The following is a 13,151-nucleotide window of genomic DNA, read 5'->3' as shown; positions in this document are numbered from 1 at the left end:
CGGCGGCCCGGTGAGGACCGCCGCCTGGGCGGACGTGGAAGAGAACTAGACGCGGCGACGCTTCGGCGGGCGGCAGCCGTTGTGCGCCTGCGGGGTGACGTCGTTGATCGAGCCCACCTCGAGGCCGGCGGCCTGGAGCGAGCGGATCGCGGTCTCGCGGCCCGAGCCCGGGCCCTTGACGAAGACGTCGACCTTCTTCATCCCGTGCTCCTGCGCCTGGCGGGCGGCCGACTCGGCTGCCAGCTGCGCGGCGAACGGGGTGGACTTGCGCGAGCCCTTGAAGCCAACGCCACCGGAGGACGCCCACGAGATGACCGCACCGGTGGTGTCGGTGATCGAGACGATGGTGTTGTTGAAGGTGCTCTTGATGTGGGCCTGGCCCACAGCGATGTTCTTCTTTTCCTTCTTGCGCGGCTTGCGAGCGGCCGACTTGGGTGCTGCCATTTTCTTTCTCCTTCAGTCCTGTTGTCGGCCTAGCGAGCCTTCTTCTTACCGGCGACGGTCCGCTTCGGACCCTTGCGGGTACGCGCGTTCGTCTTGGTTCGCTGGCCGCGGACCGGGAGGCCCTTGCGGTGGCGGATGCCCTCGTAGCTGCCGATCTCGACCTTGCGGCGGATGTCGGCGGCGACCTCACGGCGGAGGTCACCCTCGACCTTGAAGTTGCCCTCGATGAAGTCGCGCAGTGCGACGAGCTGGTCGTCGGTCAGGTCCTTGACGCGGATGTCGCCGGAGATCCCGGTCTCGCGAAGGGTCTGCAGCGCACGCGTGCGCCCGACGCCGTAGATGTAGGTGAGTGCGACCTCCACGCGCTTCTCGCGCGGGATGTCGACGCCTGCTAGACGTGCCATGGTGTGGCTTCTCCTGTGATGAGTGGAGGTCTTCAGCGGTCCCGGTGCCCCGGCCTCCTCCGAGGGTGTCCCCCGCAGCCGCGCTAGACGGCTGCGGGATCTGGGATCGCTTCGTTATTCAGTTGAGTCGTGCTGGTACCGCTGCTGCGATCAGCCCTGGCGCTGCTTGTGGCGCGGGTTCTCGCAGATGACCATGACCCGGCCGTTGCGACGGATGACCTTGCACTTGTCGCAGATCTTCTTGACGGAGGGGTTGACCTTCATAGTTGTTACCTTTGTTCGCTGTCCTCGTACCTCGCCAGGGGCTACCCGGTGGCGTGGCCGTTACTTACAGCAGCCCGTTACTTGTAGCGGTAGACGATCCGGCCGCGGGTCAGATCGTAGGGGCTCAGCTCCACGATCACGCGGTCCTCGGGGAGGATGCGGATGTAGTGCTGGCGCATCTTGCCGGAGATGTGGGCAAGAACCTTGTGACCGTTGGTGAGCTCGACGCGGAACATCGCGTTGGGGAGCGCCTCGATCACAGATCCTTCGATCTCGATGACACCGTCTTTTTTGGCCATAGCCTCACTGTCGCTACTAGTAGTGGATTGCTGGTCGTGCGTTGACTGGTGCCGGACATGCAGAAAGCGCGCCTAAGACACCAAGGATCAATCTTATGGGATACCGGCGCATTTCGCCAATTCTGGGCCATCATCTGCTCCCGCTGTGAGCGAACAGGCCAGCTCGCAATTGCGCCGTTGAGCTCGTAAACTGTTCAAACTTACCCGCCCTTGATTGTCGCCCACCGAAGCGGCGTTCGATTAGGAGTCTTTACTCGATGAAATCCCATGTCCGCGCTTAAGGCACTGTCATTGTTCAGTGGCGCTGGAGGGATGGACATCGGCGTTGAGCGAGCCGGCTTCGAGATCGTCGGAAGCGTCGAGCTTGACCCGCGTGCCCGCGCAGCGCTTCACCTGAATCGTCCGTGGTGGCCTTCTCTCGGAGATGGCGATGTGCTGTCAGTCGCCAAATCCCTGACACCCGAATCTCTCTCACTGGGCTATGGCGATCTTGACCTCGTGGTCGGCGGTCCGCCATGTCAACCTTTCTCAACCGCAGCCCAGTGGTCAGGCGGCCGACTGGGAATGGACGACGTACGCGCGAAGACCGTCCATGGGACCCTCGATGTGATCGAGACGTTGGCCCCCAAGGTCGTGATCCTCGAGAATGTGCTTGGCTTTGTCCAGGGAAGCGGCGCTGCGCTTCCTTTCATTAAGCAGCGCCTTGAGACGTTGGCCGACAAACGCGACGTTCACTACAACATTGACTTTCGGAACATAAATGCGGCGGATTACGGCGTTCCGCAGAACCGCAAGCGTGTGATTGTTGTGCTTGTGAGGAAAGACTCTGGCTCGTGGAGTTGGCCAACGTTAACGCACAGTGCGGCTCCAGCTACAGCTTGGGATGCTCTGCATGATCTGCAAGAACATGATCCGCCAACACCGCAAGGCCGATGGGCCGGCCTTCTACCCTCGATTCCGGAAGGGTGGAACTACCAATGGCACACCGCTCGCGGGGGCGGCGAAGAATTGTTTGGATACCGTACCAAGTACTGGAACTTTCTTCTGAAGCTGGCAAAGGACCGTCCGTCGTGGACTTTGGCAGCATCGCCCGGCCCATCGACCGGACCTTTCCACTGGGACAACCGCCCGCTTTCTTCGCGAGAGATGATGCGGCTTCAGACCTTTCCAGATGAGTGGACTTTGCCTGGGGATTATCGGGCCCAGGTCAAACTCATTGGCAACGCTACGCCCTCGTTGCTGGCGGAGGTCATGGCGCGCGCTGCCGCGCAGACTATCTCAGGTTCCCCTATCCTCGGCTCGCCAACCCTTGAGGTTGTTCGATCCAAACGTCCAGCAACATCGTCGCCGGTTGCCCAGGTACCTGTTGCATATTTGCATCTGCTGGGCGCTAAGGATGATCATCCCGGCACTGGTTTGGGCCCAGGCGCTCAGGAAAGAAGCGACCGGATTAGAGCTCGACTTGAGCAGCTTCAAACCACTCTCTGATGGCATCTTCGCCTTCGACTTCGTCTGGTAGATAACCTGCAAGCCGTAGTCGATCCGCAACAGTTCCAACCCGCGTCGCAAGAAGGTATGCGAGGTGAGTGGGTTCGACATGGTGCGGAATCGCAAGAATGATTTGTGGGGCCAACGTTTCGTTCAGATAGCCCGCCCAAATGGCTGGGTCCGGCTCCTTCATTTTGGATATCCAAGTGGAACTTTCGCCGACTGTCGCCTGGGTCAACCACGTGAATTGACCGGGACGGCCATCGCTCCACGTAATTGCAGAGAGCGCGTCAACTTTTCCATCTCGAGCAAATCGCTGCCGAGGATAGGGGTCGCGTGAGACGTCGAGACCCACAGCCTTTCCAGCCGTCTCAAGGGCGTTCACAAATGTCTTGTTACTTCGCGAGCCGGTACCCATCGGCGCTGATGGCAATCCGCGCTTTTGAAGCGCCGCGGAAACCAAACGCTCGAAAACAACATCGGTCGATGGGCGACCTCGGAAGCCGTAAGCGTGCGCGGCTGTCAGCCGAAGGAGCCTCACATACTGCCGTGAGGCCGCTGATGGAGACGCCTTGAGCGTGACGTATGCACCGCTGATTTTGAATGGGTACCGACCTCGAAGCGCTGACTCACGCTCGCGCACCAACGACATCAAACTATCGGCCCAGGAGACCGGTAGTTCGTCGTCATCGCTGGCAATATCTAAACTTCGATAGTCTGAGGACCAACCGTGATCGCGTATCGCTTCGTCAAGGCTTGCCAGTGATAGTTTTCGGCGTTTCAGCGCGCAGATTTCGAGATAGTCGGCAAACGCGCTTGCTGACGCCCGCTCACCATAGGCCGAAATCGCGAGCCCGATGGTGCCGCTAGTCGGTCTCGTCAATGTCGCCTTCCTTGAGCGAATGGACTGATGCCCGAATCAGCCGAGCCACCGAAAACAGCCGCTCAGAACTCAGCACGTCCGACTCAGATGCGGACTCCTGGGTAGCGAGCATCTCGAATAACACATTGGCTTGACCGACGAGTTCTCCAAGCTGCCGCGAGAAGCTCGACTGTACAAATACGGATTCGGCGATCGCCAGTTTTCCGGAGTCACGAAGTACCTTGTGCGCGCGACTATTTCCTAGCACATCGCTGTATGTGGTGACAGAGCGGCTGTCCGCAAGGACAGCCGGCGTGCCGTCCAAGGAAGGGGTCAGGTCAGCGAGCACCTCCCCCACCGCGGAATAGTCGAGTGAATCGATGTTCCTTTGAACTTCATCAAACGATCGCGCATCGAGATCCAACCCTACGTAGCCAGGCACGTTCCTGGTGCCCAGCAGCCGCAGCCAGACGCCAAAACGTTCGCGCAATACATACTTAGCCGAACTTGGATCCGCTAAGCGATCCTCTGCCGTCTTTAGGACACCGTAGGCAAGGTAGGAAGATCGCACACCGCGAGAATTACTTCCGATGGTGCGTCCAACCGAGAAGAACGGATCTGAGTCTCCGCCGCCGACCGCCGCATGTACTCGGTTCCAAACGAACCGCGCCTTTGCGCCGGCGGACCACGTCTTAATTCCGTTTATATGCCTGAAGCCGAGGTACGCAGCCAATTCGTCCCGATCGGCTACTTCGTAGGCGGGCACGACGAACTCGCCTTCGAGTCGAGGCAGGTTCTCGAACGTAAGTTGAAGGGCTTGAGCTACGTCATCGTTCGCGAGAATCTTTAATGCCGCCACCCGGCGATTGCCCTCCACGACCGTCCGTCGACCGTCCGTCATCGGAGGAAGGACAATCACGTGTTCGTTCGGGAAGTAGCCGTTTAGTGAAACGGACTCAGCGATCTCGTCGAGCGAGTCAAAGTCGAAAAGGTATTGAAGGATCTCGTCCTGGGACGCGCCTAAGAGGTTCTCGGGCAACCGAGGGTTCTCAGGGTCAAGAACCAAGTCCCTAAGGGAGACGCCAGTAGTCAGTTCCTTCAATTTACCGTCCTCAATTGCATGGCATCATGCGATGCTGCAACGGTATCGCAGACTCGAATACAGGAGCAGTTATCCACACCTAACGGATGGGCGTCGGCGTGATTCCGAACGGCGCGAGCCCCGCGGCCCCGCCGTCGAGGGCCGTCAGCACCCAGATGCCGTCGGCGTGCACCGCCACGCTGTGCTCCCAGTGCGCCGCGGCCGAACCGTCCTCGGTGGCGACGGTCCAGCCGTCGTCCTTCACGTAGGTGTCTTGCTCCCCCAGGACGACCATCGGCTCGATCGCGACCACGAGTCCCGGGCGCACCTCGGGGCCCTTCGAGCGCACCCGGTAGTTGAACACCGGCGGCTCCTCGTGCATGCGGCGGCCGATCCCGTGGCCGATGTAGTCGGTGAGGATGCCGTAGTCGCCCTGCGACAGGATGTGGTCCTCGATCGCCTCGCCCACCTCGTTGAGATGGCGGGCGGTCGCGAGCCGGGCGATCCCGTGCCAGAGCGACTGCTCGGTGACCTCCGAGAGCTTCTGCCGCTCGGCGACGCGCTCCGGGTTCGCGGGGTCGGGAAGCACGAACGTGCGCGCCGCGTCGCCGTTCCAGCCCTCCTGGATGGCGCCGCTGTCCACCGAGAGGATGTCACCCGGCTGCAGGATGCGCGAGCCGGGGATGCCGTGCACGACCTCGTCGTTGACCGACGCGCAGATCGTGTGGTGGTAGCCGGCCTCCAGCTTGAAGTTGGATTTCCCGCCGGCCGCCTCGATCGCGGCCTCCGCGATCCGGTCGAGCTCAAGCGTCGAGACGCCCGCCGCGACCGCCGCGGAGACGGCGTCCAGGGACGCGGCCGCCGCCCGTCCTGGCGCGACCATCAGTCGGAGCTGGGCGGGCGACTTGTAGAACGACCGTCGGAAAGCCATGGAGCTGTTCAGGCGACCGGCTCGCCGGCGCCCTCCAGCGGGTGGATGCCGCGCTCGGCGAGCGCCGCACGGATGCGCGCCGCGACCTCGTCCATGTCGCCCAGGCCGTCCACCTCGACCAGCAGACCGCGGTCGCGGTACACGTCGATCAGCGGCGACGTCTCGCGGACGTACACCTCCTGGCGGTGCCGGATCGCGTCCTCGGAGTCATCGGCGCGACCCTGCTCCTGTGCGCGCTTGGTGAGGCGTGCGACGATCTCGTCCTGGTCCGCGACGAGCTGGATGACCGCGGCGAGCTCCTGGCCCTTGGAGGCCAGCAGGTCGTCGAGGTACTTCACCTGCTCGAGCGTGCGCGGATAGCCGTCCAGGAGGAAGCCGTCCTTCGCGTCGTCCTCCGCCAGGCGGTCGGTGACGAGCTGGTTGGTGAGACTGTCCGGAACGTAGTCGCCCGCGTCGACGATCGCCTTGACCTGCTTGCCGAGCGGAGTCTCGTTCTTGATGTTGGCCCGGAAGATGTCGCCCGTGGAGATGTCGGGGATCCCGTACGCGGAGGTGATGCGGGAGGCCTGAGTGCCCTTGCCCGCTCCGGGAGGTCCGACGATCAGCATACGGGTCAACGCAGAAGCCCTTCGTAGTGCCGCTGCTGGAGCTGGGAGTCGATCTGCTTGACCGTCTCGAGTCCCACACCGACGATGATGAGGATGGACGTGCCGCCGAACATGAAGTTCTGGCTGGCGCCGAGCAATGCGAACGCTATCAGCGGGATCAGGGCGATGATGCCGAGGTAGATCGAGCCGGGCAGCGTCACGCGCGTCAGCACGTAGTCGAGGTACTCGGCGGTGGGGCGGCCCGCGCGGATACCGGGGATGAAGCCGCCGTACTTCTTCATGTTGTCGGCGACCTCCTCCGGGTTGAACGTGATCGCGACGTAGAAGTACGTGAAGCCGACGATCAGGAGGAAGTAGAGCAGCATGTAGAGCGGGTGGTCGCCCTTGGTCAGGTAGTTCGTGATCCAGGTCACCCACGGGGCCGGGGCCTTGCCGGCGGCCGGCTGGTTGAACTGGGCGATCAGGGCCGGCAGGTACAGCAGCGACGACGCGAAGATGACCGGCACGACGCCCGCCATGTTCACCTTGATCGGGATGTACGTGTTGTTGCCGCCGTAGGTGCGGCGGCCGACCATGCGCTTGGCGTACTGCACGGGGATGCGGCGCTGCGACTGCTCGACGAAGACGACCGCGGCGACGATCAGCAGACCGATCGCGATCACCACCAACATCACCTCGATGCTCTGCGACTGGCCGATCGCCCACAGGGAGCTCGGGAACTGCGCGGCGATCGAGGTGAAGATCAGGAGGGACATGCCGTTGCCGATGCCGCGCTCGGTGACGAGCTCGCCCATCCACATGATGAGGCCGGTGCCGGCGGTCATCGTGATGACCATGAGCATGATGGCGTACCAGGAGTCGTCCGTGATCAGCTGCGTGCACTGCGAGACGGCCGTGGTGCCGAAGAGGGCGCCCGAGCGGGCGACGGTGATGAGGGTCGTCGACTGGAGGACGCCCAGCGCGATCGTGAGATAGCGCGTGTACTGCGTGAGCTTGGCCTGGCCGGCCTGACCCTCCTTGTAGAGGGTCTCGAAGCGCGGGATGACCACGCGGAGGAGCTGCACGATGATCGACGCGGTGATGTACGGCATGATGCCGAGCGCGAAGATCGAGAGTTTGAGGAGAGCGCCGCCCGAGAACAGGTTGACCAGGGAGTAGAGCCCCGAGGTGTCCTGGTTGGCGTTCAGACAGGTCTGGACGTTGGCGAAGTCGACGAACGGCGCGGGGATGAAGGAGCCCAGCCGGAACAGGGCGATGATCCCCAGCGTGAAGAAGATCTTCCGGCGGAGGTCCGGGGTGCGGAAGATCCGCGCGACGGCGCTAAACAAAAGTGCGTCCTGCTTTCCTGTAAGAGTCCAGTCGGGTGACCGGGAGTCCCGGCCACCCGACTGCGCTGCTTTACGGGCGGCTACTTGACGGAGCCACCAGCGGCGACGATCTTCTGCTCGGCAGAGCCGGAGACCTTGTCGACCGCAACGTTCAGCTTAACCGCAATGTCCCCGTTACCGAGAACCTTGACCTTCTCGTTCTTGCGAACGGCGCCCTTGGCGACGAGGTCGGCGACGGTGACATCGCCGCCGGCCGGGTACAGCTCGGCCAGCTTCTCGAGGTTGACCACCTGGTACTCGACGCGGAACGGGTTCTTGAACCCGCGCAGCTTCGGCGAACGCATGTGGAACGGGAGCTGACCGCCCTGGAAGCCCGGGCGGACCTGATAGCGGGCCTTGGTGCCCTTCGTGCCACGGCCCGCGGTCTTGCCCTTGGAACCCTCACCGCGTCCGACGCGGGTCTTGTCCTTCTTGGCGCCCGCGGCGGGACGGAGGTGGTGCACCTTCAGGACCTGCTCGCGGGGCTCCGCGACGTCCTTCTTGGCCGGGGCCTTCTTCGCCGGGGCGGCGACGGTCTCGTCCTTGGTGCTCGCGGCGGCCTTGTCGGCAGCGGCCTTCGCCGGAGCCTTCTTGGCCGGAGCCTTCTCGGCGGCCGGCTTGTCGGCGGCGGCCTTGGTGGTGCTCTTCTTGGCGGCCGGCTTCTCGGCGGCGGCAGCCTCAGTGGTCGGCTTGTCGTCAGCCATTAGTCGATCTCCTCAACCTTCACCAGGTGAGCGACGGTGTTGACGTACCCGCGGTTCTGCGGGGTGTCCTCGCGGACGACGACGTCACCGATGCGCTTCAGTCCCAGACTGCGCAGCGTGTCGCGCTGGTACTGCTTCTCGCTCACTTTCGACTTGATCTGCGTGATCTTCAGGCGCGCGGCCATCAGGCACCTACCTTCTCTGCCTTCTTGGCGGCAGCAGCGGCCTCGGCCGCCTCGGCCTCGGCACGCAGCAGGCGCGCGGGCGCGACCTGGTCGTAGTCGAGACCGCGGCGAGCTGCGACGGCACGGGGCTCCTCGAGCTGCTGCAGCGCCTCGACGGTCGCGTGCACGATGTTGATCGTGTTGGACGAGCCGAGCGACTTGCTCAGCACGTCGTGGATGCCGGCGCACTCCAGGACGGCGCGCACCGGGCCACCGGCGATGACACCGGTACCGGCGGCGGCCGGACGCAGGAGGACGACGCCGGCGGCGGCCTCACCCTGCACCGGGTGCGGGATGGTGTTGCCGACGCGCGGGACGCGGAAGAAGTTCTTCTTCGCCTCCTCGACGCCCTTCGAGATCGCCAGCGGCACCTCGCGGGCCTTGCCGTAGCCGACGCCCACCAGGCCGTTGCCGTCGCCGACGACCACGAGAGCGGTGAAGCTGAAGCGACGACCGCCCTTCACGACCTTCGACACGCGGTTGATGGTGACGACGCGCTCCAGGAACTGGCTCTTGTCGGCGTCACGGCTGCCGCGATCACGGTTGGGGTTGCGCTCCCGGCCACCGCGGCGCGGCTCGCGCTCGCGGTTGTTGTCGGTCGACGCAGCGGTCTCGACCGGCTGCGCGGTCTCCGTTACCTCAGCGGCCACGGTCTGCTCCTTGTTGTTCTCGTCGCTCACAGGTTCAGCCCACCTTCACGAGCGCCTTCGGCGACGGCCGCAACGCGACCGGCGTACTTGCTGCCGCCACGGTCGAAGACCACGGCCTCGACACCGGCGCTCTTCGCACGCTCGGCGACGAGTTCGCCCACCTTGCGGGCCTTGGCGGTCTTGTCGCCGTCGAAGCCGCGCAGGTCGGCCTCCATGGTCGACGCGGAGGCCAGCGTGTGGCCCTTCGCGTCGTCGACGACCTGCACGAAGACGTGACGGGCCGAACGGGTGACGACCAGGCGAGGACGGACCTCGGTGCCCACGATCTTCTTGCGCAGGCGGGTGTGACGACGCCCGCGGGCGGCCGCCTTGCTCTTTCCTCTGGTACCCAGAGCCATGATTACTTACCAGCCTTTCCGGCCTTGCGACGAACGACCTCGCCGGCGTAACGCACACCCTTGCCCTTGTACGGCTCGGGCTTGCGGATCTTGCGGATGTTCGCGGCGACCTCGCCCACAGCCTGCTTGTCGATCCCGCTCACGGTGAGCTTGTTGTTGCCCTCGACCGTGAAGGTGATGCCGGCCGGCGGCTCGACGTTGACCGGGTGCGAGAAGCCGAGGGCGAACTCGACGCCCGCGCCCTTCTGCGCGACACGGTAACCGGTGCCGACGATCTCCAGGCCCTTGGAGTAGCCCTGGGTGACGCCGATGATGTTGTTGTTGATGAGCGTGCGGGTGAGGCCGTGCAGCGAGCGCGACTCGCGCTCGTCGTCCGGACGGGTGACCAGGACCTGGCCGTCCTCCAGCTTCGCCTCGATGGGGCTCGCGACGGTGAGCGTGAGCTCGCCCTTCGGGCCCTTGACAGTGACGGTCTGGCCGTCGATCTTCACATCGACCCCAGCGGGGACGTCGATGGGCAGTCTTCCAATACGCGACATGGCAGGGTCACCACACGTAGGCGAGGACTTCCCCACCCACGCCCTTCTTCTCAGCCTGGCGGTCCGTGAGGAGCCCCGAGGAGGTGGACAGGATGGCGACACCGAGGCCGCCGAGGACCTTGGGGAGCTCCGTGGACTTCGCGTAGACGCGGAGGCCGGGCTTGGAGACGCGCTTGATGCCCGCGATGGAGCGCTCACGGTTCGGACCGAACTTGAGGTTGAGCGTCAGGGTCTGGCCGACACGGGCGTCCGAGACCTCCCAGCCGGAGATGTAGCCCTCGTTGGTGAGGATCTCGGCGATGTGGGCCTTGAGCTTGGAGTGCGGCATCGACACGGTGTCGTGGTGCGCCGAGTTCGCGTTGCGCAGTCTGGTCAGCATGTCTGCGACCGGATCTGTCATCGTCATTGCAGATTCCTTTGTTCACCAGGTTTCGTGCAGCCGTTACACGACTGACGACCTGTGGTGGAAGTGGGCCGGCCGGGCGGCCGGCCCACAAAGAGACAAGACTACTAGAGTCAGTTGCTCGTCTCGTTCGAACGGAACGGGAACCCGAGCTGCTTGAGCAGCGCGCGGCCCTCGTCGTCGTTCTTCGCGGTGGTCACGACCGTGATGTCCATACCGCGGACGCGGTCGATCCGGTCCTGGTTGATCTCGTGGAACATCGACTGCTCCGTGAGACCGAACGTGTAGTTGCCGTTGCCGTCGAACTGCTTGTCGCTCAGGCCGCGGAAGTCCCGGATACGGGGCAGCGCGAGCGAGAGCAGACGGTCGAGGAACTCCCACATGCGGTCGCCGCGCAGCGTGACGTGCGCGCCGATCGGCTGGCCCTCGCGCAGCTTGAACTGCGCGATGGACTTGCGGGCCTTGGTGACCTGCGGCTTCTGGCCGGTGATCAGGGTGAGGTCGTTGACCGCACCGTCGATCACCTTGCCGTCGCGAGCCGCCTCGCCGACGCCCATGTTGACCACGATCTTCACGAGGCCGGGCACCTGGTGCACGTTCGTGAAGCCGAAGTCGCTCTTGAGCTGAGCGGAGATCTCGGTCTTGTACTTCTGCTTCAGGCGAGGCTGGATTTTGCCAGCACTCGTTGCAGTGTCCGTCATTACAGGTCCTTACCAGACTTCTTGGCGTAACGAACGCGGACCGTCTTGGTGACGCCGTCCTTCGTAACGGTCTCGGTGCGGAAGCCGACGCGGGTCGGCTTCTTGGTCTCGGGGTCGACGAGCGCCACGTTGGACACGTGGATCGGAGCCTCGTGGGTCTCGATGCCGCCGGTCTTCGTGCCACGCTGCGTCTGGCCGACGCGCACGTGCTTGGTCACGAAGTTGACGCCCTCGACGATCACGCGGTTCTTCTCCACGAGGACCTCGATGACACGACCCTGCTTGCCACGGTCGCCACCGCGGGCCTGCGAACGGCCCGAGATGACCTGGACCAGGTCGCCCTTCTTGATGTTCGCCATGGGTTACAGCACCTCCGGGGCCAGCGAGATGATCTTCATGAACTTCTTGTCGCGAAGCTCACGGCCGACCGGGCCGAAGATACGGGTACCGCGGGGGTCACCGTCGTTCTTCAGGATCACGGCGGCGTTCTCGTCGAACTTGATGTAGGAGCCGTCCGGGCGGCGGGTGTTCTTCCGCACGCGCACGACGACGGCCTTGACGACATCGCCCTTCTTGACGTTGCCGCCGGGGATCGCGTCCTTGACCGTGGCGACGATGACGTCACCCAGGCCGGCGTAGCGACGGCTGGAGCCGCCGAGGACGCGAATGGCGAGAAGCTCCTTGGCGCCGGTGTTGTCGGCGACCTTGAGTCGGGATTCCTGCTGAATCACTTGGCCTTCTCCAGAATCTCAACCAGGCGCCACCGCTTGGAGGCGCTCAGCGGACGGGTCTCGTTGATGAGAACGAGGTCGCCGATGCCGGCGGTGTTGTTCTCGTCGTGCGCCTTCACCTTGGAGGTGCGGCGGATGACCTTGCCGTACAGCGGGTGCTTCACGCGGTCCTCGACCTCGACGACGATGGTCTTGTCCATCTTGTCGCTGACGACGTACCCGCGACGGGCCTTGCGGTAACCACGGACGATGGCCTCGTCGGCCGCCGACTCCGCGGCCGCAGCCTTGGTGGTCTCAGCCATTACTTGGCCTCCTCAGTCTCGGTCTCGGCGACCTCGGCGGCCTCAGGGGCCTCCTTCTTCGCCTTGCTCTTCTTCTCGGCCTTGGCCGGAGCGGCCTCGACCGGAGCCGGGGTCGCCCGGATCCCGAGCTCGCGCTCGCGGATCACGGTGTAGATACGAGCGATGTCGCGCTTGACCGCACGCAGGCGGCCGTGGCTCTCGAGCTGACCGGTGGCCGACTGGAAGCGCAGGTTGAACAGCTCTTCCTTGGCCTTCTTCAGCTCGTCGATCAGACGCTCGTCTTCAAAGGTGTCGAGCTCGCTGGGAGCGAGCTCCTTGGTGCCGATCGCCATTACGCGTCGCCCTCCTCGCGCTTGATGATGCGTGCCTTGAGGGGCAGCTTGTGGATTGCACGGGTCATGGCCTCACGAGCGAGTTCCTCGGAGACGCCGGAGACCTCGAAGAGGACCCGACCCGGCTTGACGTTCGCGACCCACCACTCGGGGGAACCCTTACCGGAACCCATTCGGGTCTCGGCCGGCTTCTTCGTGAGCGGACGGTCCGGGTAGATGTTGATCCACACCTTGCCGCCGCGCTTGATGTGACGCGTCATGGCGATACGAGCGGACTCGATCTGACGGTTGGTCACGTAAGCGGGGGTCAGGGCCTGGATGCCGAACTCGCCGAAGGAGACCTTCGTGCCACCGGTCGCCTGGCCGCTACGGCCGGGGTGGTGCTGCTTGCGGTGCTTGACTCTGCGTGGGATCAACAT

At 64.1% G+C, this 13,151-nt stretch carries 22 protein-coding genes; 1 reads left to right on the top strand and 21 read right to left on the bottom strand.

Features of this window, described 5'->3' with window-relative positions; all coding sequences use genetic code 11:
- Window positions 1-45: 45 nt before the first annotated feature.
- The 4 genes from rpsK to infA form a co-directional block, all read right to left on the bottom strand.
- Window positions 46-444 carry a 30S ribosomal protein S11 gene (gene rpsK, locus HNR13_RS06630; RefSeq protein WP_018191944.1) on the bottom strand — a complete coding sequence of 133 codons (399 nt, stop codon included), beginning with the start codon at window positions 442-444 and terminating at the stop codon, window positions 46-48.
- Between the two features lie 29 nt (window positions 445-473).
- Complete coding sequence (gene rpsM, locus HNR13_RS06625; protein ID WP_179605016.1) at window positions 474-848, bottom strand: 30S ribosomal protein S13; 375 nt, start codon at window positions 846-848, stop codon at window positions 474-476.
- A 150-nt stretch (window positions 849-998) separates the two neighbouring features.
- Window positions 999-1,112 carry a 50S ribosomal protein L36 gene (gene rpmJ, locus HNR13_RS06620; protein ID WP_011186712.1) on the bottom strand — a complete coding sequence of 38 codons (114 nt, stop codon included), beginning with the start codon at window positions 1,110-1,112 and terminating at the stop codon, window positions 999-1,001.
- Window positions 1,113-1,189: 77 nt separating this feature from the next.
- Window positions 1,190-1,411: a translation initiation factor IF-1 gene (gene infA, locus HNR13_RS06615; protein WP_011186713.1), complete on the bottom strand. Its 222-nt coding sequence runs from the start codon at window positions 1,409-1,411 to the stop codon at window positions 1,190-1,192.
- Window positions 1,412-1,678: 267 nt separating this feature from the next.
- Between infA and HNR13_RS06610 the strand changes: the two genes are divergently transcribed.
- Complete coding sequence (locus tag HNR13_RS06610; protein ID WP_179605015.1) at window positions 1,679-2,899, top strand: DNA cytosine methyltransferase; 1,221 nt, start codon at window positions 1,679-1,681, stop codon at window positions 2,897-2,899.
- Here the strand turns inward: HNR13_RS06610 and HNR13_RS06605 are convergent.
- The 17 genes from HNR13_RS06605 to rplP form a co-directional block, all read right to left on the bottom strand.
- Window positions 2,862-3,782, bottom strand: a complete 921-nt coding sequence (locus HNR13_RS06605) for a hypothetical protein (protein WP_179605014.1) — start codon at window positions 3,780-3,782, stop codon at window positions 2,862-2,864. The genes HNR13_RS06610 and HNR13_RS06605 overlap by 38 nt on opposite strands.
- Window positions 3,766-4,800: a ParB/Srx family N-terminal domain-containing protein gene (locus tag HNR13_RS06600; protein WP_179605013.1), complete on the bottom strand. Its 1,035-nt coding sequence runs from the start codon at window positions 4,798-4,800 to the stop codon at window positions 3,766-3,768. The genes HNR13_RS06605 and HNR13_RS06600 overlap by 17 nt, the downstream gene beginning before the upstream one ends.
- Window positions 4,801-4,942: 142 nt before the next feature.
- Window positions 4,943-5,773 (bottom strand): type I methionyl aminopeptidase, encoded by an 831-nt coding sequence (gene map, locus HNR13_RS06595; RefSeq protein WP_179605012.1) that lies wholly within the window; start codon window positions 5,771-5,773, stop codon window positions 4,943-4,945.
- 8 nt (window positions 5,774-5,781) lie between these two features.
- Window positions 5,782-6,390, bottom strand: coding sequence for an adenylate kinase (locus HNR13_RS06590; RefSeq protein WP_179605011.1), 609 nt, complete (start codon window positions 6,388-6,390; stop codon window positions 5,782-5,784).
- Window positions 6,387-7,709: a preprotein translocase subunit SecY gene (secY, locus tag HNR13_RS06585; RefSeq protein ID WP_179605010.1), complete on the bottom strand. Its 1,323-nt coding sequence runs from the start codon at window positions 7,707-7,709 to the stop codon at window positions 6,387-6,389. Before secY ends, HNR13_RS06590 begins: the two co-directional genes overlap by 4 nt.
- A gap of 80 nt (window positions 7,710-7,789) precedes the next feature.
- Window positions 7,790-8,452 (bottom strand): 50S ribosomal protein L15, encoded by a 663-nt coding sequence (rplO, locus tag HNR13_RS21270; protein ID WP_218881185.1) that lies wholly within the window; start codon window positions 8,450-8,452, stop codon window positions 7,790-7,792.
- Entirely contained in the window at window positions 8,452-8,637 is a 186-nt protein-coding gene (rpmD, locus tag HNR13_RS06575) for a 50S ribosomal protein L30 (RefSeq protein WP_021759561.1), read from the bottom strand. The genes rplO and rpmD overlap by 1 nt, the downstream gene beginning before the upstream one ends.
- Window positions 8,637-9,356, bottom strand: a complete 720-nt coding sequence (rpsE, locus tag HNR13_RS06570; RefSeq protein WP_179605009.1) for a 30S ribosomal protein S5 — start codon at window positions 9,354-9,356, stop codon at window positions 8,637-8,639. Before rpsE ends, rpmD begins: the two co-directional genes overlap by 1 nt.
- A complete protein-coding gene (gene rplR / locus HNR13_RS06565; protein WP_179605008.1) occupies window positions 9,353-9,724 on the bottom strand; it encodes a 50S ribosomal protein L18 in 372 nt (123 codons plus the stop codon). Before rplR ends, rpsE begins: the two co-directional genes overlap by 4 nt.
- Before the next feature lie 2 nt (window positions 9,725-9,726).
- On the bottom strand, window positions 9,727-10,263 hold the full coding sequence (gene rplF, locus HNR13_RS06560) for a 50S ribosomal protein L6 (protein WP_179605007.1): 537 nt from the start codon (window positions 10,261-10,263) through the stop codon (window positions 9,727-9,729).
- Between the two features lie 7 nt (window positions 10,264-10,270).
- Entirely contained in the window at window positions 10,271-10,669 is a 399-nt protein-coding gene (rpsH, locus tag HNR13_RS06555) for a 30S ribosomal protein S8 (RefSeq protein ID WP_179605006.1), read from the bottom strand.
- A gap of 110 nt (window positions 10,670-10,779) precedes the next feature.
- Entirely contained in the window at window positions 10,780-11,367 is a 588-nt protein-coding gene (gene rplE / locus HNR13_RS06550) for a 50S ribosomal protein L5 (RefSeq protein WP_179605005.1), read from the bottom strand.
- Window positions 11,367-11,726 (bottom strand): 50S ribosomal protein L24, encoded by a 360-nt coding sequence (rplX, locus tag HNR13_RS06545; RefSeq protein ID WP_158865608.1) that lies wholly within the window; start codon window positions 11,724-11,726, stop codon window positions 11,367-11,369. Before rplX ends, rplE begins: the two co-directional genes overlap by 1 nt.
- Window positions 11,727-11,729: 3 nt before the next feature.
- On the bottom strand, window positions 11,730-12,098 hold the full coding sequence (gene rplN, locus HNR13_RS06540; protein WP_018191958.1) for a 50S ribosomal protein L14: 369 nt from the start codon (window positions 12,096-12,098) through the stop codon (window positions 11,730-11,732).
- A complete protein-coding gene (gene rpsQ / locus HNR13_RS06535; RefSeq protein WP_179605004.1) occupies window positions 12,095-12,400 on the bottom strand; it encodes a 30S ribosomal protein S17 in 306 nt (101 codons plus the stop codon). The genes rplN and rpsQ overlap by 4 nt, the downstream gene beginning before the upstream one ends.
- Window positions 12,400-12,732 carry a 50S ribosomal protein L29 gene (rpmC, locus tag HNR13_RS21860; RefSeq protein ID WP_179605003.1) on the bottom strand — a complete coding sequence of 111 codons (333 nt, stop codon included), beginning with the start codon at window positions 12,730-12,732 and terminating at the stop codon, window positions 12,400-12,402. Before rpmC ends, rpsQ begins: the two co-directional genes overlap by 1 nt.
- Window positions 12,732-13,151 carry a 50S ribosomal protein L16 gene (gene rplP, locus HNR13_RS06525; RefSeq protein ID WP_055894786.1) on the bottom strand — a complete coding sequence of 140 codons (420 nt, stop codon included), beginning with the start codon at window positions 13,149-13,151 and terminating at the stop codon, window positions 12,732-12,734. Before rplP ends, rpmC begins: the two co-directional genes overlap by 1 nt.

Source organism: Leifsonia shinshuensis (assembly GCF_013410375.1).
In the GTDB taxonomy this organism is placed as follows: Bacteria; Actinomycetota; Actinomycetes; order Actinomycetales; family Microbacteriaceae; genus Leifsonia; species Leifsonia shinshuensis.
This window is presented reverse-complemented; position numbering and strand designations above follow the sequence as displayed.